We start from the raw sequence: 21,801 nt of genomic DNA, 5'->3' as shown, positions 1-21,801 counted from the left end.
CGAGGTGCAGGCATGTCCGAGGCGCTGGAACGGTGGATCGATCAAGGCGTCGGCCGCAAGCCGGCCGATATCGTCCTCAAGGGCGGGCGGTTCTTCGATCTCGTTACCGGCGAACTCGTCGCCTCCGACATTGCCATTTCCGGCGACCGGATCGTCGGCACCTGCGGCGACGACTACCGGGGGCGCGAGGAGATCGACGTCTCCGGTCGCATCGTCGTCCCCGGCTTCATCGACACGCATCTGCACATCGAGTCCTCGCTCGTCACCCCGCACGAATTCGACCGCTGCGTCCTGCCGCTCGGCATCACGACGGCGATCTGCGACCCGCACGAGATCGCCAACGTGCTCGGCACCGAGGGCATACAGTTCTTCCTGGACTCCGCGATAGAAACGATCATGGACATCCGCGTCCAGCTTTCCTCCTGCGTGCCGGCGACGCATCTCGAGACGGCCGGAGCCGATCTGCCGATCGAGCGACTGACGCCCTTTCGCCACCATCCCAAGGTGATCGGCCTTGCCGAGTTCATGAATTTCCCCGGCGTCATCCACAAGGATCCGCTCTGCCTCGCCAAGCTCGACGCCTTCCAGGGCGGCCACATCGACGGCCACGCGCCGCTGTTGCGGGGCAAGGAACTGAATGGTTACCTCGCGACCGGCATCCGCACCGACCACGAATGCACCAGCGCCGAGGAAGCGCTCGAAAAGATCCGCAAGGGCATGCATATCCTCGTGCGCGAAGGCTCGGTGTCGAAAGACCTGCATGCCCTGATGCCGATCATCACAGAGCGGCTGTCGCCCTATCTGGCGCTCTGCACCGACGATCGCAATCCGCTCGACATCGCCGAACAGGGCCATCTCGACCACATGATCCGCACGGCGATCGCCGCCGGCGTCGAGCCGCTGGCGATCTATCGCGCCGCCTCGATCTCCGCGGCGCGCGCCTTTGGTCTGCGCGACCGCGGCCTCGTGGCCCCGGGCTGGCGGGCCGATCTCGTCGTCATCGACAGTCTGGAGAACTGCAAGGCCGAGATAGTCTTTTCCGGTGGAAAACGCGTGACTGACGCCCTCTTTGCCCGGCGCAAGCCGGTCGAGCCGGTGGGGCTCGACAGCGTCAAGGCCGACGAGATCAAGGCGGCCGACTTTGGCGTTCCCTACAGCGAAGGCGAGACCTCGGTGATCGGTGTGCTGCCCGGCAAGATCATCACAGAGCACCGCCGCTATCGTCTTCCCGCCGAAGGCAACCAGACTGGCGTCGATCTCGGCCGCGACATCATCAAGGTCGCCGTCATCGAGCGCCACGGCATCAACGGCAACCATGCCAACGGCTTCGTCCAGGGCTTCGGACTGAAGAAGGGGGCGATCGCCTCAACTGTCGGCCATGACAGCCACAATATCTGCGTCGTCGGCGTCAACGAGGAGGACATGGCGGTTGCCGCAAACCGCCTCGGCGCAATCAGGGGCGGTTTCGTCGTCGTCGAGGATGGCAAGGTGACCGGCGAGATCGCATTGCCCATCGCCGGGCTGATGAGCCTTGAGCCTCACGAGCGGGTCCGGGATATCCTCCACCATCTGCGCCAGGCGGCCTTTGCGCTGGGCGCGACGCTGGAGGAACCCTTCCTGCAACTCGCCTTCCTGCCGCTGCCGGTGATACCGCACCTGAAGATTTCGGACCGCGGCCTTGTCGATGTGGACAAGTTCGCGCTGATCGGGTGAGACTGGCTGCGGGCCGTCATCGCCAACTTGCCACGTTCCTCCAATACTTCGCTCGCCGGCCGCCATCCTCGGCCTTGAGCCTACGGGCACCGCCCTCTCCTCTCGCTTCGTCATCCTCGGCCTTGAGCCGAGGATCCAGGCGCAAGTCTTGACGCACGACACAAGAGGATCGCGCGACCAAAACATCACGCCCGAGAAATTCGAAGCCACAGTTCGGGTTTGCGGCCTCGTGGCTGGATCCTCGGCTCAAGGCCGAGGATGACGGGGGAAAGAGGGCCGCTCACCTCAGCCTTCCGCAGAAAACGTCGTAGCCGGCAAGCGTGATCGCATTATCAGCGAAGACGGGCGCAAACCCAGGCATCGGCAACACCTCGGCGATCGCAAGGTCTGCGGCGAGCTGAACGACCTGCGGCTCCCCCGTCAGATTGAAGACGAAAAGCAGCGTCTCGCCGCCCTTCTTCCGGGTGAAGGCCAGCACATCCTGATTGGTCGCAAGGAACGCCATGTCGCCGTCGAGGAGGGCCGCATGCGCGCGACGGAAGGCGAGCGTAGCGCGGTAGTGCTCCAGCACCGACCCCGCGACGCCCTCCTGTGCATCGACCGCCAGGAACCGCTGGTCGTCGCGCACCGGCAGCCAGGGAAACCCGGATGAAAAGCCTGCATTCGCCTCGTCTCTCTCCCAAACCATCGGCGTCCGGCAGCCGTCGCGGCCCTTGAAGGCCGGCCAGAATCGGATGCCATAGGGGTCGCGCAGTTCCTCATAGGTAAGTTCCGCCTCCGGCAAGCCCAGTTCCTCGCCCTGGTAGAGGCAGATCGAGCCGCGCAGGCTGGCGAGCAGGGAAATCGCGAGCTTCGCCACCCGTACCCGATCGGCCTCGCGCAGTGCAAAGCGGCTGACATGGCGCATGACGTCGTGGTTGGAGAAGGCCCAGCAGACCCAGCCATCGGTGACGATCGCCTGGAAATTCTCGACGCAGCGGCGGATATGGCGGGCCGAGAGATCCGGGCCGAGCAGGTCGAAGGTGTAACACATGTGCAGCTTGTCGCCGCCGCTCGTATAGGCGGCAACGGTCTTCAGCGAACGAGCGCCGTCGCCGACCTCGCCCACCGTCGTGCGACCGCCATATTCGTCGAGCAGTGCCCGCATGCGGCGCAGGAAATCGACATTCTCCGGCTGGGTCTTGTCGTAGAGGTGGTCCTGCATGCCGTAAGGGTTGACCTCCGGCGCATCGTTGCTCGTCGCATCTGGATCCGGCACGAGCGGCGGGTTGTCCCGAAGATGCCGATCGTGGAAGTAGAAGTTGACGGTATCGAGCCGGAAGCCGTCAATCCCCCTGTCCAGCCAGAAACGCACGGTCGCGAGCAAGGCCTCCTGGACGTCGGGATCGTGAAAATTGAGATCCGGCTGCGACGACAGGAAATTGTGCATGTAATATTGCTTGCGCACCCCGTCCCATTCCCACGCCGGGCCGCCGAAGATCGAAAGCCAGTTGTTCGGCGCGGTGCCGTCCGGCTTCGGATCGGCCCAGACATACCAGTCCGCCTTGGCGTTGGTCCGGCTCGAGCGGCTCTCGACGAACCAGGGGTGCCGGTCGGAGGTATGCGAGATCACCTGGTCGATGATCACCTTCAGCCCGAGCCGATGCGCCTCCGTCATCATGGCGTCGAAATCGGCAAGCGTGCCGAACATCGGATCGACGTCGCAATAGTCCGAAACGTCGTAGCCCATATCCGCCTGCGGCGACTTGAAGAAGGGCGACAGCCAGATGGCGTCGACGCCGAGCGATGCAATATGCGAAAGACGTCGGGTGACGCCGCGCAGGTCGCCGATGCCGTCGCCATCGGTATCCTGGAAAGAACGCGGATAGACCTGATAGATCACCGCGCCACGCCACCAATCGTCGCCAGACCCCGATCCAACCGCCATCCGCATACCCCGCCGCTTCAACTGTTGACCAAGAGATGTATCGCCGCGCGTTCATCGAGTAAACGGCGCTCGCAACATTCGCTTGCTGGCCAGCCGATAGATCGCTAACCCATTGGCGGCGAGGCAAATGGAGGAGAAGCGCGAATGGCCGGCAGCATGCTTTCAATCGGCGAATGCATGGTCGAACTGATGCAGGCGGAGGGAGGTTTGCTGCGCAAGGGTTATGCGGGCGACACCTTCAACACCGCCTATTACGCGCGTCTGTTCGCACCTGCCGACTGGACTGTCGAATATCTGACCGCCGTCGGCACCGACATTGTGTCGCAGGAAATGCTCGCCTTCATTGAAGGCACCGGCGTCGGTACCGCGCATATCGCCAGGATCGAGGGCCGGATGCCCGGGCTCTACATGATCCATCTCAAGGACGGCGAGCGCAGCTTCTCCTACTGGCGCTCCACCTCGGCCGCAAAGCTGCTCGCCGACGACGCCGATCGGCTGCGGGCGGCAATCGAAGCAATGGACGTGGTCTTCTTCTCCGGGATTACGCTGGCAATCCTTGCTCCGGATGCGGGCGAAACCCTGCTGTCGGAACTGCGCCGGGCAAAGGCGGGCGGCAAACGCGTCGTGTTCGATCCGAATATCCGCCCGCGCCTCTGGGACGACGTGGCACGGATGCGCGCAACCATCGGGGCCGGCGCGCGGGCGGCGACGCTGCTGCTGCCGAGTTTCGACGACGAGGCAACGCATTTCGGCGATGCGTCCGTCGGCGACACGATCGAACGCTACTGTGCGCTCGGCGTCGCCGACATCGCCGTCAAGGACGGCGCCAACGGCGTCACGCTCCAGTTCGGCGAAGGCGAGCGCCTACATATCCCGGCAGCACCCGTTGCCCGCATCGTCGACACCACCAGCGCCGGGGACAGCTTCAACGGTTCCTTCCTCGCACGCCTCGCCGCCGGCGACACCCCGGCCGACGCAGCCGCCTTTGCGGCGCGGGTCGCCGCAGCGGTGATCGGCCATCATGGCGCGCTGGTCGGGCGGGAGAAGTTGGAGACTGTCCGTTAAGTCGGTTTTCACCGAGCCTTCTACCCCATCCGCCCCGATGAGCCAAATATTTTGGATGGAGAGTGTCCCGCGCCGCAGACGCGCGGCGCTGCAGGATTCCTGTGACAAGCACAGGAATGAGGGCTTGATTGTGAAGCGGCGATGCTTCCTTCAAGCCTTAGCAAAAATGTCTCGTGGCGGGAAATTTCTTTTGCGGCGCCGCACTGTCCTTCCCTCATTCCTGTGCTTATCACAGGAATCCAGCCACGGCGCGTCCGCGCCGTGAAAGACAGTTTCGGCCAATCACCGCCTCTTGCGCGCCTTCGATTCGAAAGGATTGTCCGAGGCGCGGAAATGAACGCGGATCGGCACGCCCGGCATGTCGAAATCGTTGCGCAGGCCGTTGATCAGGTAGCGGACATAGGATTCCGGCACCGCTTCGGGGCGCGTGCAGGAAATCATGAAGCCCGGCGGGCGGGCCTTCACCTGGGTCATGTACTTGAGCTTCAAGCGGCGGCCGGAGACGGCCGGCGGCGGGTGCTGCACCTGCTGCGATTCCAGCCAGCGATTGAGCCGCGCCGTCGAAATACGCCGGTTCCAGACCTTGTCCGTCTCGATGATCGCCTGCATCAACCGATCGAGACCATAGCCGGTGTGGCCGGAAATCGGCACGGCGCGGATGCCGCGGGCCTGCGGCAGCAGCCGCTCGGTCTTTTCGCGCAGATCGGCAAGCACCGCCTGCCAGTCCTCGACCAGATCCCATTTGTTGAAGGCGAGCACCGCTGCACGGCCCTCACGCAGAACCAGGTCGACGATCTGCAGGTCCTGCTTCTCGAAGGGGATCGTGGCGTCGAAGACGATCACGACCGTCTCGGCGAAACGGATGGCGCGCAGTGCATCGGCGACCGACAGCTTTTCGAGCTTTTCCTGAACCTTCGCCTTGCGGCGCATGCCGGCCGTATCGAACATCTTGATCGTGCGGCCGCGCCAATCCCACTCGACCGAGATCGAGTCGCGGGTGATGCCGGCTTCGGGGCCAGTCAACAGCCGGTCTTCGCCGAGGAAACGGTTGATCAGCGTCGACTTGCCGGCATTCGGCCGGCCGACGATCGCGACGCGCAGCGGCTTGGTTTCGTCATAGGCGGGTTCCGCCTCTTCGTCCTCGCCTGCCCGCGTCGGGCGGATATCGACATCGGTCTCGGCGACATCCTCAGCCGGCGGAAAGGCCCTATCCTCGCCGAGTGCGACGACGATCGCATCGCGCAGGTCGAGCATTCCCTGGCCATGCTCGGCCGAGATCGGGCAGGGTTCGCCGAGTCCGAGCGTGAAGGCGTCGTAGAAGCCGCCGTCGGAACCGCGCGCTTCCGACTTGTTGGCGACGACGATGACTGGCTTGCCGCGCCGGCGCAGCATTTCGGCGAGCGTCTCATCGGCCGGCGTCAGGCCCGCCTTGGCGTCGATGACGAAGAGCGACAGATCCGCCTCGTCGATCGCCTGTTCGGTCTGCGCCCACATCCGACCCTGCAGGCTGTCGGGCGCCGATTGCTCGAGCCCGGCCGTATCGATGATACGGAATTTGAGATCGACGAGCTTCGCATCGCCCGGCCGGCGGTCGCGCGTGACGCCAGGCGTGTCATCGACAAGCGCCAGCTTCTTGCCAACCAGACGGTTGAACAAGGTCGACTTGCCGACATTGGGACGCCCGACTATGGCGACGGTGAAACTCATATCAAACGCCTCAAGCCTTGCCGCTCGCCGCAATCACATCGAGCAGCATCTGCGCCCGGTTGACGACGCCGCGCGGGCTTTCGGTGTCGTCTGCGATCTGCTGGAACCAGCCTTTCGCCTTGGCGAAATCACCCGCCTTGAACGCTGCAAGACCGAGCGCCTCACGCGCCGAATGGCGCATGGCGTTCTGCGGCACCGCCAGTTGCTCGACCTCGGCCGAGACCTCGTCATAGGTGCCTGCGTCGATGAGCAGGTAGGCCGCGCGCAGCCGCGCCGCGTCGCGAAGTGCGGCGGGAATGCGGGTGTCCTTGCCAATCTCGGAAAACGCCGCGACGGCCGCATCGGTCTCGCCCTTCTGGGCCTGCAGCGTCGCCGCGCGCAGACGTGCGAGAACCGGATAGGAGCCGTAGCCCTCCTGTTCCAGCTTGGTGAGTGCGGCAAGCGCCTCCTCCGACTTGTTTTCCTTGGCAAGATCAAGGGCTACGAGGAAGGCGTCTCCCGACTGCGACGAGGAACTCTCCTGCCAGTAGTCATAGCCGACCTTGCCGACGGTGCCGAGGACGATGAGCGCTGCGATCCCGATGATGACGCCACCGAACCGCGTCCAGATGGCTTTCATCTGATCCGAGCGGAGTTCTTCGTTTACCTCGCGGATAAAGCTGTCGTCCTGGTTTGCCATCTCTCGCCCCGGCCTTCCCTGCACCCTGGCGCGCAACCCCGACAACCGACACCGATGTCCGGAAAGGATACGCGCAATCTCAAACTGTTCGAGCATCCGTTACGCGTCCGGCCGGACGCGCGTCGCTCTTTGTGGATTTTGCGCCTTCTACCCGATTTTGCGCCGCTTGTAAGGGGGCCGGCGACATTTAGCCCATAACGATAGGCGGGACGCCGATCAACCAATCGTGCAGTTTCCAGACGAAGAGCACATAGGCGGCAAGGCCGATGAGCACCGCCAGCACGTCGCTCTGCGCCGACTTGAACACGGGAAGCACGGTTTCGCCCGCGCGCTCGCGTCGCTTCAGCGAGATGCGCAGGATCACCGCCCAGGCGAGAAACGAGCCGAAGAGCAGGACGGAAGAGGTCTCGCCGTTCGCGAGGAGGTGCGCCAAGGCCCAGACCTTGATCGAGAGGATCTGCGGATGCTTGACCGCGACGGCAATGCGCCCCGCCGGCAGGAAGCCCGCGGCAAGGAAGACAAAGGCAAAGAGCATCAGCAGAAGAGCGATGTGGCGCAGGAAGACCGGCGGATCGTAGAGCATCCCCGTTTCGCCGCGCGCCTGGCCGAAGCCATAAATGATGAGACAGAGGCCGACGAAACTGACGGCCGCATAGAGCCCCATCCATGTACCCTTGCCGCGGTTCTCGATGACGCCGGCGCGAAGGCCGGGCGCAACCACGCGAACGAGATGCATGCCCAGAAAGATCACGATACCGAGGACCAGTAGAGTCATAAGTCACCCACGCTAGATTGCATCGAACCGGGGAATCCGGATTGTGAACGCATCGATCAACAATTCGGAGCGCGATGCAAGCCATAGCCTGCGTCGAACCTGCTGCATCCCGCTTTATTCCTTTGTTTACTATCGCATAACGGTATCCACAGCGAATTTCGGGCGAGACCAAAGGATTGCCGCATTGTTGAAGAAGGGACGGCGAATACAACTTGTCCGCTGATTCTCCCAAGAAGCCGTCCCCATGCCCCGCAAGATCCTCGCGCTCTCGCTCTGTCTCCTTCCCACGGTGGCGCTCGCCGATCCGCCTTCGGCGCCCCTGCCCGCCAAGGAAAAGCAACTCGTGATCGTCTCCTTCGACGGTGCACACGACAATGCGCTGTGGGAAAAGAGCCTCGCCATGGCCAAGCGGCATGGCGCGCATTTCACCTATTTCCTCTCCTGCACCTTCCTGATGACAAAGGCAGACGGCAGAGCGAGCTACAGGGCGCCCGGCCAGAAGCCCGGCCGCTCCAATGTCGGCTTCGCCCAGAGCCGCGAGGAGATCGCCGTTCGCGCCGGCCATATCTGGCAAGCGCATGTTGAAGGCCACGACATCGGCAGCCATGCCTGCGGCCATTTCGACGGCAAGGGCTGGAGCGAGGCGGATTGGGAGAGCGAATTCGCCGCCTTCCGCACGGCACTCGTCGACGCCTGGAAAAAGGCCGGCAAGGCGGACTCGGAGCCGCAAGGCTGGGCGGGCTTCGCCCGCACCGGCGTCAAGGGTTTCCGCGCGCCTTACCTCTCGGTGAGCGACGGCCTCCTGCCGGCGCTCGAAGCCTTCAAATTCACCTATGATGCGAGCCTCGTCACCAAGGGGCCGGGCTGGCCCAAAACCGAGGACGGCATGCCGCGCTTCGGCCTGCCGCTCATCCCGGAAGGGCCCTCGCACCGACCGGTGATCGGCATGGACTACAATCTCTTCATCCGCCATTCGATGGGCGTCGAAAACCGAAGGGACAGCACCCGCTTCGAGGAACGCACGCTGGCGGCATACCGGGAGGCATTCCGCAAGGAATATGACGGCGAGCGCGTCCCGCTGCAGCTCGGCTTTCACTTCGTCGAGATGAATGGCGGCGCCTATTGGCGCGCCCTCGACCGCTTCCTGACGGAAACCTGCGGCAAGCCGGACGTCGCCTGCGTCAGCTATGCGGAGGCTCTGCCGATGATCGAGGATGCGAGAAAGAAGGCGGATCGCTCCGCCTTCTGATGACATTCGTTACAAGGCAAGTTCTTCCTTGCCGCCGGCCTCGATGAACTGCTGGTCGATCTCGGGCAGCGGCTCCTCGTCGAGCACCGACTCGAAGGCGCGCAGACGCTTATAGATTGAAAGAAGCTCGACGATCGTCGGCCAGGAATTGACCAGATATTGGAATGACGAACTCACCTGGCCGAACGCGCCGGAAATCTGGTTCAACGCCCCGAGCGAAATTTTTCCCGCGATGATCGAAGGCGCCAGGATCAGCAATGAGAAGATGTTGTTGATCTGCAGGTAGAAAATGCGCGCGATATTGAAATACAAATAGTGGAAATACAGGCGGAAATAGTTCATGCGCACGTTGCTGAAAAGCTCCGCCACCGTTTCCGGTTGGGCGCGATCCATGTGATCCTCGCCGTAAACCAGCTCCTTGCGATAGGCGGCTTCCACACGCTGGTTGCGAAACTCCAGTCCCGGCAGCTTGATCCCGACCAGAGCGAGGAAAACGGTACCGAAAAGCGACCACAGGACGGCTGCCGTGACCAACGGGTAGGGAATGATCCCGACGATCGGTAGTTCGGTGACGTTCTCCGATAACCGGATCAGCACGGGCGTGAAGGCGATCAAAGTCATGACACTGTCAATAAGGCTGACACCGAGCCCTTCAACAGTCGTGGAGAATCGCATGGTGTCTTCCTGCACGCGCTGCGAGGCGCCCTCGATGTGACGCAGTTTGCCCCAGTTGGTCATGTAGTATTCGTTCATCGCCGTTCGCCAACGGAAGATGTAGTGGCTCACGAAGAAGCGCGTCATGACCGCGACAGCAACGGCGACCATGGCGATTCCGAGGAAGGTGCCAATCTGACCGTAGAATTGTTCCGCCGTGACAACCGCCGCCTTAGAAACGGCGGCTTGGATCAGGTCCCAGAACGGACCGTACCAGTTGTTGATCGCGACGCTCACCTGCACCTGGAAATAGGTGACAAAGAGGATGAGAGCCGATCCCCAGATAGACCAGCTCTGCCAGCGGTGCGGAGAATAGACCTGCCAGAAGGCGGCGAAAATCGCCACCACCAATCCAAAGTAGATGTAGAACCAGATGAAGGCAGGTGACCAGAAGGCCGAGATACCGACGATCGGCGGTGCATCGGCTGGCGTCGGCGGCAAACCAACGAGCGCGCCGATGCTTTCACCCCAGCCGTACCAGAAGGCAACGGCAATCAGCGACCAGACAATGACGGAGATGAAGAACAGCTTCGGCTTGGGGAAGAAGGATTGAAACAAGGGACGGCACTCTCGCTATTTGGAGGACAAGGACTTGCCTCCTGATGCGGCCGAAACTAGGGCAAATTGCCTGTTGCAACAATTACGCATTGCGAATGTTACTGTTATTTCATGAAGCTCCGCCGGGTTTATTCCCCCTAAGCGCCCGGAAGTCGTTGAGCTTCACCGGCCCAGCGCCGCCCTGATCCGGCGCATCTCCAGCACCACCACACCACCGCAACCAAACAGCACAACGGCAGCCACCAGCGTCGGCAAGGCGAAGCTTCCGGTCCGTTCCGCCAGCCACCCGGCAACGAGCGGCCCGATGATCTGGCCGATGCCAAAGGCGGCGGTCATCAAGGCGAGGGCCCGGCGCGGGCTTTCAGGCGCAAGCTGACGGCCGATCTGCAGGCCATAGGCGGTGACCATCATGAAGGTGGCGCCGAGCATCAGGCCGCCGACGAGCGGCGCATAGGGTGAAGGCAAGGAAACGGTCAGCACGAGGCCGGCGGCCTCCACCAGCAGGCCCGCCGCATAGACGCCTGCGAGCCCGAGGCGCGGCACGGCGAAACGCCATAGGTAGATCGACAGCGCAGCCGTGACGCCGGTGATGAGCCAGGCAAGGAACTCGACGCTGTGACCGCCGCTGGCATCGCGCGCCATGGCGACGAGGAAGGTCGCGGTAATCACATAACCGAAGCCGAAGAAGCCGTAGGTGAGCGTGACGACGCTAAGGGGCCGCGTCCAGGCGAGCGGCGCCTCGCGCTCAGCGCCCTTTCCTGCGTGATGGCTGCCCGGCAGCAATACGGCGACAAGGACGGTTCCTGCAAGCGCGACAAGCGCGCCGGTGAACCAATCCGCCTGCGAGGCCGCAAGGCCGGCGACGCCCGCGAGCGGTGCCGCCCAGACGCAAAGCGAGGAAAGCGCGATTCCGAAACCGACGCCGCCGAAATGCACCGACGGCACATGCTCGGATTTCGCGCGCAACCCATGCCCTAACACGATCCCGGAGACGAAGATCATCGCGAAGGCGCTCGCCAGACCGGCCAGGAAACGGATGAGACTATAAACGAGAACAGACGAGGTGAGGCCCATCGCCGCGAGCAGAAGCGTCGTCGCACCGAGCGCCGCAATGCCGATCCGCCGCTCGTGACCATGCGCCCATCCATAAGCGGCAAGCACGGCACCAGCGAGATAGCCGACGAAATTGGCCGAGGCGATCAGCCCGGCATCCGCCGGAGACAGCCCCGCATCCGCCATCATCGCCGGCAGGATTGGCGTATAGGAGAAACGGCCGAAGCCCATGGCAACGGCCATGGCGATGGCGCCGGCGATCGCCGTCGCGGCGAGTCTGCCGCCCGACACCGCACCAGGCGCGGGAGACGACGTCTCCTCGGCGTGAGCCGCCCGATATGTGCCGGCATGCCTCGACCGGTCTTCGTTGCGATCCGGCAATCTGTGAAGCGTGCTCATGCGTCCTTATTGCATCGCAGCAAGAAGGCGACAAATCATAATAATTGAAGCTTCGATTGACGGAATCGAACGATCTCAGCCGTGCCGCGCTGATATCCACCTCAGCCAGGCAGGGTGACGACCAATGGTCCGCCGCGGGTGACGACGAGCGTATGCTCGTACTGCACCGTCGGGGCGCGCGGTTCGCTGTAGAGTGTCCAGTCGTCGTCGCCGCTCTCGGCCCAGTGCGCCCCCATCGAGAGGAACGGCTCGACCGTGAAGACCATGCCCTCCTTCATGCGGCGACGCTCCGAAGGATCCGGCCAGGTGGCGATCTCGGCCGGCTCCTCGTGAAGCGACCGGCCGATGCCGTGGCTGGCGAGGTTGGTGACGAGCGAATAGCGGTTCTTGCGGGCGAACTCGCCGATCGCATTGCCGATCGCCGCCAGCGCCTGGTCCGGCCGCACCTGCTTCAGGCCCACCCACATCGCCCGCTTGCCGTCGCGGCAGAGCCGGTCGATCGCGCTCGTCACCGGCGGCACCGGGAAGGAGGCGCCGGTATCGGCAAAGAGGCCATCCTTCTCGGCGGAAACGTCGATGTTGACGAGATCGCCGGCGCGGATCACCCGGCTGCCCGGAATGCCATGGGCGATTTCCTCGTTGACGCTGATGCAGGTCGCGCCGGGAAACTTGTAGCAGAGCTCCGGCGCCGAACGCGCGCCCGCCTCCTCGAGCACCCTGCGGCCGATCGCGTCGAGCTCAGCCGTGGTGATGCCCGGTTCGAGCGCAGCGCCCATAGCCTGCAGCGCATTGGCGCAGATACGGCCGATTTCCTTCAGCCGCTCGAGATCTTCATCGTTGTTGAGGGTCATGGTGTCTCGCTTTCGCGGCCACATGTAGCGTGGCGGCGCGGCGGATACCAGTGGCGGCTGGTCCGCTACCCGCTTGCTTCCGCCAGCATCTCGCGAACCAGCGGCGCGACCTTGGTGCCGTAGAGCTCGATGCCGCGCATGATCTGGTCGTGCGGCATCGGGCCGATCGCCATCTGCAGCAGGAAGCGATCGTTTCGGAAGAGTTTCTGGTGCGCGACGATCTTTTGCGCGACCGTCTCCGGGTCGCCCAGGAAGAGATTGCCGGTCGGGCTGCGCGCCTGGTCGTAATGGGCGCGGTTCGTCGGCCCCCAGCCGCGCTCGCGGCCGATCCGGTTCATCACCTCCGCCTGCGGCCCGTAGAACTGGTCGGCGGCCTCATCCGTTGTGTCGGCGATGAAGCCGTGCACGTTGATGCTCGTCTTCAGCCTAGATGCATCCTGCCCCGCGCGGCGCGCCGCCTCGCGATAGAGATCGAAGAGCGGCGCGAACCGCCGCGGTTCGCCGCCGATGATCGCGAGCGCCATGGGCAAGCCCAACGCGCCGGCGCGGGCGACCGACTGCGGCGTGCCGCCGACGGCGATCCAGAGCGGCAGCGGATCCTGCAGCGGCCGCGGATAGACGCCCCGACCGTCGATCGGCGGACGCATTTCGCCCGACCAGGTGACCTTCTCGCTGTCGCGGATCGCCAGCAGGAGATCGAGCTTCTCGGCAAAAAGCTGGTCATAGTCGTCCAGCGACTGGCCGAAGAGCGGGAAGGATTCGATGAAGGAGCCGCGCCCGGCCATGATCTCGGCACGACCATTGGAAAGAAGATCGAGCGTTGCAAACTGCTGGAAGACACGAACCGGCTCGTCGGAACTCAGAACCGTCACGGCGCTGGTCAACCGGATGTTCTTCGTCCTGGCCGCAGCCGCCGCCAGAATGACCGCCGGCGCAGAGGCGGCGTAGTCGGGCCGGTGATGCTCGCCAAGCCCGAAGACGTCGAGTCCGACCTGGTCGGCAAGCTCGATTTCTTCGATCAGGTTCTTGAGGCGACGTTGTCCTTCCCTGCCCTTGTTTTCGGCGTTCGGATCGACGTCCGCGAATGTGTAAAGCCCGAGTTCCATGCTGCCCGTCCTGTTTCTGTTTTGACAACAGATAGTTGGCGCACGCATGGGCAGCAAATGCTCATCCGGGAAACACATCGTTTCCCGGACAAGTCGATCGATGTCGGCGGACCTTGTGTTCACTTCACTTGAGCGGCGGAACGACCACTCCGCCATCTCGTGGCATAGGGGAGCGCGAACATATAGAGGCCACTAAACAACAGCAGGAACAGAGGAAGCAGCGGCGAATAGACGATCCAGGCGGGCGGCTCGCCCAGCGCCATGGCGACGAAGTTGGCAATCACGGTCGCCGTAAAAATGATCGACAGCCAGCGGTGAACTTGCCGAATCCAAGCACTCATTAAAACCTCCCAGGAAATTCGATGACATACGGTTCTCGCCGGCTTCAATCGAGCCGTGCCAGAACCTGCTCCAGATTTGCAAGGAACTGTTGCCACCCGGCCTTGGCGCCACCAAAGGCCTGGCGCTGCTCCGGACGGAAGCCCGATTGCTCCATGCGTAGCTGGGTCCCTGTGGTCGTTGGCGTGAGGATGAACGTCACCACGCTCTTGAGGTCGAAGGCCGCATCCTCGTGCGCGAAATTCCAAGTATATGTCAGCCTTCTGTTCGGCTCCACGGCGAGGACTTCGCAGTCCAGCACACCACCCCATTCTCCGCGCAGATTGAAACGATGACCGACGACGGCCTGAAAGTCGTTCTTCATCAGCCATTCCTCGACGAGGTGCGGCTGGGTGAGTGCGCGCCAGATTTTCTCCGGCGGATGCGGTAGGTCACGCTCGACCACGACGGTGCGGGTTTCGTTCATTGGTCCATCCTTTTCAGCAAAGCTTCGAGATCGTCGAAACGGTTCTGCCAGAATGCCGCCATCTCGCTTGTCCAGTCGACCAAGGGGGCGAGCGCGCCGAGTTGGGCGCTGTAATAGGTGTGGCGGCCTTGATGGCGATCACGCACCAGGCCGGCTTGCTTCAGCAGGCCGAGATGCTTGGAGACGACCGGCTGAGAGACACCCGCCCGCTCCGTCAGCGCTCCGACCGTTCTTTCCCCTTCGCGGCATAGTCGTTCAAAGAGGGCCCGTCGCGTTGGATCGGCAAGCGTCCTGAAGAGAACATCCTGAGCCTCTGACATGTCAGATCCATACCTGCTTGACTATGGGTTGACGTATAGCCAATTAGCTATGCGTAAGTCAAGCCTGCACTTGTCGGATGAAGCCTCTCAGGAAACGTGCGGACAAGGCTGTCGGTCGCGCTGCCGGAAGCGGCGAGCTTGCGGGATCAAGCGATGCATTCAGGCATCGAGCGCATGGCGGGATGTCAGGCGCGAGACGCGCCCGATATCCCCCATTGACTATGCATTTCGTGCCGGATGCCGGGGCCGTGGCCCTCTTGGAGAAAGCGCGACCAGCTACGGAAAAGGCAAACCGCCCAGCTACGCGGCCATCAGCGTCCGCTTCACCGCACTGCGCCAGCCCTTCAGCTTGCCCTTGCGGGTCGTTCCGTCCATCTTCGGCTCGAAGCGCCGGTCGCGCGCCCAGGACTTGGCAAACTCCTCCTGGTTCGGCCAGACGCCGGCGCGGCTGCCGGCGAGCCAAGCGACCCCGAGCGCCGTCGTCTCGAGGATGACGGGCCGGTCGACCGGCGCATCGAGGAGATCGGAGAGCCTCTGCATCGTCCAGTCCGAGGCGACCATGCCGCCGTCGACCCGCAGCACGGTGTCCTTGCCGTTGCTGTGCCAGTCCCTATGCATGGCGTCGAGCAGATCGCGCGTCTGGTAGCAGACGGATTCCAGCGCCGCGCGGGCGAACTCGGCGGGCCCGGTATTGCGCGTCATCCCGTAGATCGCGCCGCGGGCATCCGGATCCCAGTGCGGGGCGCCGAGCCCGGTGAAGGCCGGCACCAGATAGACCTCCTGCATCGGATCGGCGCTTTCGGCCAGCGTGCCGGTGTCGGGCGCCGCCTTGATGACCTTGAGCCCGTCGCGCAGCCATTGGACGGCAGCGCCCGCGACGAAGATCGAACCTTCGAGCGCGTAGGTGGTTTCCCCGTTCAACCGGTAGGCGATGGTGGTGAGCAGCCGGTTCTTCGAGCGGACGATGTCCTTGCCGGTATTGAGCAAGGCGAAGCAGCCGGTGCCATAGGTGGATTTCAGCATGCCCGGCTTGAAGCACGCCTGGCCGATCGTTGCCGCCTGCTGGTCGCCGGCGACGCCGAGAATGGGGATCGGCGCACCGAGGATCGACGCGTCCGTGACGCCGAAATCGGCGGCGCAATCCTTCACCTCCGGCAGCATTGCGCGCGGAATGCGCAGGATGTCGGTGAGTTCGTCGTCCCAGAGATTGTCGACGATGTTATAGATCAGCGTGCGCGAGGCGTTGGTCGCGTCGGTCGCGAAGGACTTGCCGCCGGTGAGCCGCCAGATGAGGAATGTGTCGACGGTGCCGAAGCAGAGTTCGCCCTTTGCGGCGCGCGCCTGCGCACCCTTGACGTTGGTCAACAGCCAGTTGAGCTTCGTGCCGGAAAAATACGGATCGAGCAGCAGTCCCGTCTTTTTGGTGAAGGTCTTTTCGAGGCCCTGCTTCTTGAGTTTGTCGCAGAAGGAGGCGGTGCGGCGATCCTGCCAGACGATAGCGTTGTGGATCGGCTTGCCGGTCTCGCGATCCCAGACGACCACCGTCTCGCGCTGGTTCGTGATGCCGATCGCCGCCAGATCACTTGCGGCAATGCCGGCCTTCTCGATCGCCTGCCGGATGGTGGAGAGGACGGTTTCCCAGATTTCCTCCGGGTCGTGCTCGACCCAGCCGGATTTCGGAAAGTACTGCCTGAACTCCTTCTGGTCGATGCCCGCGACCTGCTGCTTGCCGTCGAAGACGATCGCGCGCGTGGACGTCGTACCCTGATCGATCGCGAGAATATATCCGCCCATATGCCCCTCCTCGGCACGCAACAGACGGCCACCTTCCCTCTGGAGGCAGCCTTCGGAAGACTTCAATACGATGGGCAAACGAATGTCAAACGAAAACAAAACGCAACTGCCGTACTCTTTTGAGCACGGCGCCAAATCTGCGTCGCCGGACCGAAAAACACAATTGTCACCGCCGCGCTTTTGCGCGTAGGCTGCGGCTGTTGCGTCGCAAAACCAGCGCGCGGACGGGTATGAATGCGGCACGGGTCTGCGGCGCCGAGGGAGAGATCGAGAATGACGAAAACAGCGGTCATAACGGGTTCGACGAGCGGCATAGGGCTCGCCATCGCCAAGGCCTTTGCGAAGAACGGCGCCAATATCGTGCTGAACGGTTTCGGTTCGGCTGACGAAATAAGGACCGTGACGGACGAGGTCGCCGGCCTCGGCTCCGGCACCGTGCTTCACCATCCCGCCGACATGACGAAGCCGGCCGAGATCGCCGACCTGATCGCGACCGCGACCGCGCGCTTCGGCAGCACCGACATTCTGGTCAACAATGCCGGCGTGCAGTTCGTCGAAAAGATCGAGGACTTTCCGGTCGAGCAATGGGACCGGATCATCGCCATCAATCTCTCCTCTTCCTTCCACACCATCCGAGCGGCGATCCCCGCCATGAAACAGCAAGGCTGGGGCCGTGTCGTCAACATCGCCTCGGCGCATGGCCTGGTCGCCTCGCCTTTCAAGTCCGCCTATGTGGCAGCCAAGCATGGTATCATGGGTCTTACCAAGACGGTGGCGCTCGAGGTGGCGGAAAACGGCATCACCGTGAACTCGATCTGCCCCGGCTATGTGCTGACGCCGCTCGTGGAAAAGCAGATACCGGACCAGGCGAGGACTCGCGGCATCACCGAAGAGCAGGTGATCAACGAGGTGATGCTCAAGGGCCAGCCGACCAAGAAGTTCATAACCGTCGAGCAGGTCGCCTCGCTGGCGCTCTACCTTGCCAGCGACGAAGCCGCCCAGATCACCGGCACGCATGTCTCGATGGACGGCGGCTGGACGGCGCAATAGAGCGGGATCGAGAAGGACGTGATGGCACAGGCATCCGGCAGCATCCGCTTCATTCTGAACGAGACGGAGATCGCCCTTTCCGAGGTCGCGCCGGCCGCTACGCTGCTCGACTTTCTCAGGCTCGAGCGCCGCCTCACCGGCACCAAGGAAGGTTGCGCCGAGGGCGATTGCGGCGCCTGCACCGTGCTCGTCGGCCGGCTTGCTGACGACGGTCGCAACGGTGAGAGTCTCCTCTACGAGAGCGTCAATGCCTGCATCCGCTTCGTCGGCTCGCTCAACGCCACGCATGTCGTCACCGTCGAGCATCTGGCGGCAAGCGACGGGGCGCTGCATCCGGTGCAGCAGGCGATGGTGGATTATCACGGTTCGCAATGCGGCTTCTGCACGCCCGGCATCGTCATGTCGCTCTATGGGCTATGGCTGACGAACGACAACCCGAGCCGCGCCGCGATCGAGAAGGCGCTGCAGGGCAATCTCTGTCGCTGCACGGGCTACGAGCCGATCGTGCGGGCGGCCGAAGCCGCCGCCAAGGAGCGGCCCTCGGCGATTTTCGATCCGATCACTCGGACGCGGGAGACCGTAGCGGCCCGGCTCAAGGTGTTTCAGGCGACGGAAACGATCGTCATCGGCCCCGGCGAGGACTGTCTTATCGTACCGGCGGATACAGCCGGCCTCGCAACGGTGCTCGCCGAAAATCCGGCGGCGACGATCGTCGCGGGCTCGACCGATGTCGGCCTCTGGGTGACGAAGCAGATGCGCCCGATCAACCCGGCAGTGTTCATCAGCGGCATCGCCGAATTGCAGCGGATCGAAAGCTCTGGAGCCGGCCTGACCATTGGCGCCGGCGTCACTTATACATCCGCCTTCGAAGCCCTTTCCTCGGCCTTTCCAAGCTTCGGCCCGCTGCTCGACCGCATCGGCGGCGATCAGGTGCGCAATATGGGCACGATCGGCGGCAACATCGCCAACGGCTCGCCGATCGGCGACAGCCCGCCACCGCTGATCGCCCTCGGCGCGACGGTCACCCTGCGGTCGAAGGATGGCAGCCGAACGCTGCCGCTCGAGGATTTCTTCATTGCCTATGGCAAGCAGGACCGCAGGCCCGACGAGTTCGTCGAGAGTATCTTCGTCCCGGCGCTGCCGGCGGGCGACCGCTTTGCCGCCTACAAGGTGACGAAGCGCCGCGACGAGGACATTTCCGCCCTGCTCGGTGCCTTCCGCATCTCGCTCGCGGGCGATCGGGTCGAAACCGCCCGCATCGCCTTTGGCGGCATGGCGGCGACGCCAAAGCGGGCAAAGGCCGTCGAGGCAGCGCTGATCGGCCAGCCCTGGTCGGAGGAGACGGTGCGCGCAGCGCAAGCGGCCTTCGAGACGGACTTCCAACCGATCACCGACTGGCGCGCCAGCAGCGCCTATCGCATGCTGGCGGCGAAGAATCTGCTGATGCGCTTTTTCCTGGAGAACGTCGGCGAAAAGGCGCAGCTTCAGCGTTTCGAGGATGTGGCATGAGTGCTGTCTTCGATGTCGGCGTTGTGGAATTGCCGCTCTCCTCGGGTTCAACCCGAGGACTCTCCCCGGTTGCGTGGAGAGGGAACGGAGGCGGCGCCGCGACGTCCCGTCTCCCCGCCTCGCGGAGAGAAGGTGCCGGAAGTTGGATGAGGGGCGTCTTCTTCGAAAAGGACCATCGGCATGGATAAGTCCACGTTCGAAGAACCCCAAACCATCGCCGGCCCGATGCACAGCGAACTGCGCCACGACAGCGCCCACAAGCATGTCGCTGGAACTGCCGACTATATCGACGACATCCCGGAACCGGCCGGCACCTTGCACGGCGCGCTGGGGCTCACCGACCGGGCCCACGCCGAAATCCTCGAAATGGACCTCTCCGCGGTCGCCGCCCTCCCCGGGGTCGTTTCAGTGCTGACCGCCAGGGACATGCCGCATTCCAACGACATCAGCCCCACACATCTGCACGACGAGCCGGTGCTTGCAGACGGCCGTGTGCAGTTTCATGGTCAACCGGCCTTTGCGGTAATCGCCGAGACGCGCGATATTGCGCGCCGCGCGGCGCGGCTGGCGAAGATCACCTATCGCGACCTGCCCCACAGGATTGATGTCGCCGATGCGATGGCCGGAGGCGGCGAGCTCGTCACGCCGCCATTGACGCTGCAGCGCGGCGACGCGGAGGGCGAACTGGAGCGTGCACCGCGGCGGCTGAAGGGTCGGATGCGCATCGGCGGCCAGGAGCATTTCTATCTCGAAGGACACATCGCGCTCGCGATTCCCGGAGAGGACGACGAGATGACCGTCTGGGTCTCGACCCAGCATCCGACCGAGATCCAGCATATGGTCGCGCAGGTGCTCGGCGTCCCGTCGAACGCCATCACCGTGAATGTCCGCCGCATGGGCGGCGGCTTCGGCGGCAAGGAGACGCAGGGCAACCAGTTCGCTGCACTCGCCGCCGTCGCCGCGCGCAAGCTGCGTCGGGCCGTCAAGTTCCGGCCCGACCGCGACGATGACATGATGGCCACAGGCAAGCGCCACGACTTCCTCGTCGATTACGACGTCGGTTTCGATGATGCCGGGAACATCCTGGCAGTGCAGGCGACCTATGCCGCGCGCTGCGGTTTTTCCGCCGACCTTTCCGGGCCGGTCACCGACCGGGCGCTGTTCCATGCCGACAACGCATACTTCTATCCGCATGTGAAGCTGACCTCGCAACCGCTGAAAACCAACACGGTTTCCAACACCGCCTTTCGCGGCTTCGGTGGCCCGCAAGGCATGGTCGGCTGCGAGCGAATCATCGAGGAGGTCGCCTACGCGCTCGGCAAGGACCCGCTCGAAATTCGCAAACTGAACTTCTACGGCGACAAGGATTCGGGCCGCGACATCACGCCCTACCACCAAAAGGTGGAAGACAACATCATCCGTCAGATCGTCGAGGAGCTGGAAGCAAGCGCGGACTACCAGGCGCGGCGTGCCGCGATTGTCGACTTCAACAGGTCGAGCCGGGTGATCCGCAAGGGCATCGCCCTGACACCGGTCAAGTTCGGCATCTCCTTCACCCTGACCCATCTCAACCAGGCGGGCGCGCTCGTTCACATCTACAAGGACGGCTCGGTCCATCTCAATCACGGCGGCACCGAGATGGGCCAAGGCCTCTACACCAAGGTGGCGCAGGTTCTCGCCGACAGTTTCCAGATCGATATCGACCGGGTGAAGATCACCGCGACGACGACCGGCAAGGTGCCGAACACCTCCGCAACCGCCGCCTCCTCCGGCTCCGACCTGAACGGCATGGCCGCATTCGACGCCGCCCGGCAGATCAAGGAACGCCTCGTCGCCTTCGCCGCCGAACGCTGGCAGACGACCGCCGAGAACGTCACCTTTGTGCCGAACCATGTGAAGATCGGCGAACAGCTCGTGCCCTTCGCCGAGTTCGTCGGCCAGGCCTATATTGCCCGTGTGCAACTCTCGGCCGCTGGCTTCTACAAGACGCCAAAGATCCACTGGGACCGCGCCGCCGGGCGCGGCACGCCCTTTTACTATTTCGCCTATGGCGCCGCCGTCTCGGAAGTATCGATCGATACGCTGACCGGGGAATATCTGGTCGACCGGGTCGACGTGCTGCACGACGTCGGCCGCTCGCTCAACCCGGCGATCGATATCGGCCAGGTCGAGGGCGGCTTCGTGCAGGGCTTGGGCTGGCTGACGACAGAGGAGCTCTGGTGGGATGAGAAGGGGCGGCTGAGGACGCATGCCCCCTCGACCTACAAGATCCCGCTCGCCTCCGACCGGCCGAAGATCTTCAACGTCCGCCTCGCCGAATGGTCGGAAAATGCCGAAAAGACGATCGGCCGGTCCAAGGCGGTGGGTGAGCCGCCCCTGATGCTGCCGATCTCCGTGCTGGAAGCCCTGTCGATGGCGGTCGCCAGCGTCGCCGACTATCGCGAATGCCCGCGCCTGGATACGCCGGCGACACCTGAACGGGTCCTGATGGCGGTGGAGCGGTTGAGAGAGAAAGCATAGATCCGTT

Annotated in this window: 18 protein-coding genes; 6 read left to right on the top strand and 12 right to left on the bottom strand. The window is 63.6% G+C overall.

Going from position 1 to position 21,801, the window contains the following annotated elements; all coding sequences use genetic code 11:
* Positions 1-12: 12 nt before the first annotated feature.
* The gene (gene ade, locus RHIBR816_RS0110825) at positions 13-1,713 is read left to right on the top strand and encodes an adenine deaminase (protein ID WP_018236559.1); all 1,701 of its coding nucleotides are present in this window, start codon (positions 13-15) and stop codon (positions 1,711-1,713) included.
* A 280-nt stretch (positions 1,714-1,993) separates the two neighbouring features.
* Here the strand turns inward: ade and RHIBR816_RS0110820 are convergent, their stop codons facing one another.
* Positions 1,994-3,640: an alpha-glucosidase family protein gene (locus RHIBR816_RS0110820; RefSeq protein WP_026186857.1), complete on the bottom strand. Its 1,647-nt coding sequence runs from the start codon at positions 3,638-3,640 to the stop codon at positions 1,994-1,996.
* A gap of 144 nt (positions 3,641-3,784) precedes the next feature.
* Between RHIBR816_RS0110820 and RHIBR816_RS0110815 the strand changes: the two genes are divergently transcribed.
* Positions 3,785-4,705: a sugar kinase gene (locus tag RHIBR816_RS0110815; protein WP_018236557.1), complete on the top strand. Its 921-nt coding sequence runs from the start codon at positions 3,785-3,787 to the stop codon at positions 4,703-4,705.
* A 282-nt stretch (positions 4,706-4,987) separates the two neighbouring features.
* Here RHIBR816_RS0110815 and der read toward each other — a convergent pair whose 3' ends face one another.
* The 3 genes from der to RHIBR816_RS0110800 all read right to left on the bottom strand — a co-directional run bounded on the left by der (position 4,988) and on the right by RHIBR816_RS0110800 (position 7,866).
* Positions 4,988-6,412: a ribosome biogenesis GTPase Der gene (der, locus tag RHIBR816_RS0110810; protein WP_018236556.1), complete on the bottom strand. Its 1,425-nt coding sequence runs from the start codon at positions 6,410-6,412 to the stop codon at positions 4,988-4,990.
* 10 nt (positions 6,413-6,422) lie between these two features.
* Positions 6,423-7,091, bottom strand: coding sequence for a tetratricopeptide repeat protein (locus RHIBR816_RS0110805; RefSeq protein ID WP_018236555.1), 669 nt, complete (start codon positions 7,089-7,091; stop codon positions 6,423-6,425).
* 187 nt (positions 7,092-7,278) lie between these two features.
* Positions 7,279-7,866: an NnrU family protein gene (locus RHIBR816_RS0110800; RefSeq protein ID WP_018236554.1), complete on the bottom strand. Its 588-nt coding sequence runs from the start codon at positions 7,864-7,866 to the stop codon at positions 7,279-7,281.
* 244 nt (positions 7,867-8,110) lie between these two features.
* Here RHIBR816_RS0110800 and RHIBR816_RS0110795 point away from each other — a divergent pair, with 244 nt between their 5' ends.
* The gene (locus tag RHIBR816_RS0110795; protein ID WP_018236553.1) at positions 8,111-9,115 is read left to right on the top strand and encodes a polysaccharide deacetylase; all 1,005 of its coding nucleotides are present in this window, start codon (positions 8,111-8,113) and stop codon (positions 9,113-9,115) included.
* Between the two features lie 9 nt (positions 9,116-9,124).
* Here RHIBR816_RS0110795 and sbmA read toward each other — a convergent pair whose 3' ends face one another.
* From sbmA to glpK, 8 genes are all read right to left on the bottom strand, one after another.
* The gene (gene sbmA / locus RHIBR816_RS0110790; protein WP_018236552.1) at positions 9,125-10,387 is read right to left on the bottom strand and encodes a peptide antibiotic transporter SbmA; all 1,263 of its coding nucleotides are present in this window, start codon (positions 10,385-10,387) and stop codon (positions 9,125-9,127) included.
* A gap of 162 nt (positions 10,388-10,549) precedes the next feature.
* On the bottom strand, positions 10,550-11,839 hold the full coding sequence (locus tag RHIBR816_RS0110785) for an MFS transporter (RefSeq protein WP_018236551.1): 1,290 nt from the start codon (positions 11,837-11,839) through the stop codon (positions 10,550-10,552).
* A gap of 101 nt (positions 11,840-11,940) precedes the next feature.
* Positions 11,941-12,690, bottom strand: coding sequence for a type I methionyl aminopeptidase (map, locus tag RHIBR816_RS0110780; RefSeq protein ID WP_018236550.1), 750 nt, complete (start codon positions 12,688-12,690; stop codon positions 11,941-11,943).
* 65 nt (positions 12,691-12,755) lie between these two features.
* Positions 12,756-13,796 carry an LLM class flavin-dependent oxidoreductase gene (locus tag RHIBR816_RS0110775; RefSeq protein WP_018236549.1) on the bottom strand — a complete coding sequence of 347 codons (1,041 nt, stop codon included), beginning with the start codon at positions 13,794-13,796 and terminating at the stop codon, positions 12,756-12,758.
* Between the two features lie 119 nt (positions 13,797-13,915).
* Positions 13,916-14,137, bottom strand: coding sequence for a hypothetical protein (locus tag RHIBR816_RS0110770; protein WP_018236548.1), 222 nt, complete (start codon positions 14,135-14,137; stop codon positions 13,916-13,918).
* A 44-nt stretch (positions 14,138-14,181) separates the two neighbouring features.
* Positions 14,182-14,601 (bottom strand): SRPBCC domain-containing protein, encoded by a 420-nt coding sequence (locus RHIBR816_RS0110765; RefSeq protein ID WP_018236547.1) that lies wholly within the window; start codon positions 14,599-14,601, stop codon positions 14,182-14,184.
* Positions 14,598-14,921, bottom strand: coding sequence for a helix-turn-helix transcriptional regulator (locus RHIBR816_RS0110760; protein WP_018236546.1), 324 nt, complete (start codon positions 14,919-14,921; stop codon positions 14,598-14,600). The genes RHIBR816_RS0110765 and RHIBR816_RS0110760 overlap by 4 nt, the downstream gene beginning before the upstream one ends.
* 300 nt (positions 14,922-15,221) lie before the next feature.
* The gene (glpK, locus tag RHIBR816_RS0110755; protein ID WP_018236545.1) at positions 15,222-16,715 is read right to left on the bottom strand and encodes a glycerol kinase GlpK; all 1,494 of its coding nucleotides are present in this window, start codon (positions 16,713-16,715) and stop codon (positions 15,222-15,224) included.
* A 273-nt stretch (positions 16,716-16,988) separates the two neighbouring features.
* Here glpK and RHIBR816_RS0110750 point away from each other — a divergent pair, with 273 nt between their 5' ends.
* From RHIBR816_RS0110750 to xdhB, 3 genes are all read left to right on the top strand, one after another.
* Positions 16,989-17,765: a 3-hydroxybutyrate dehydrogenase gene (locus RHIBR816_RS0110750; protein ID WP_018236544.1), complete on the top strand. Its 777-nt coding sequence runs from the start codon at positions 16,989-16,991 to the stop codon at positions 17,763-17,765.
* Positions 17,766-17,786: 21 nt separating this feature from the next.
* Positions 17,787-19,274 (top strand): xanthine dehydrogenase small subunit, encoded by a 1,488-nt coding sequence (gene xdhA / locus RHIBR816_RS0110745; protein WP_018236543.1) that lies wholly within the window; start codon positions 17,787-17,789, stop codon positions 19,272-19,274.
* 180 nt (positions 19,275-19,454) lie between these two features.
* Positions 19,455-21,794 (top strand): xanthine dehydrogenase molybdopterin binding subunit, encoded by a 2,340-nt coding sequence (gene xdhB, locus RHIBR816_RS0110740; protein ID WP_018236542.1) that lies wholly within the window; start codon positions 19,455-19,457, stop codon positions 21,792-21,794.
* Positions 21,795-21,801 lie beyond the last annotated feature (7 nt).

The organism is Ensifer sp. BR816, assembly GCF_000378985.1.
GTDB lineage: Bacteria > Pseudomonadota > Alphaproteobacteria > Rhizobiales > Rhizobiaceae > Sinorhizobium.
Note: the sequence above shows the minus strand (reverse complement) of the source record. Positions and strands in the feature narration are given on the sequence as shown.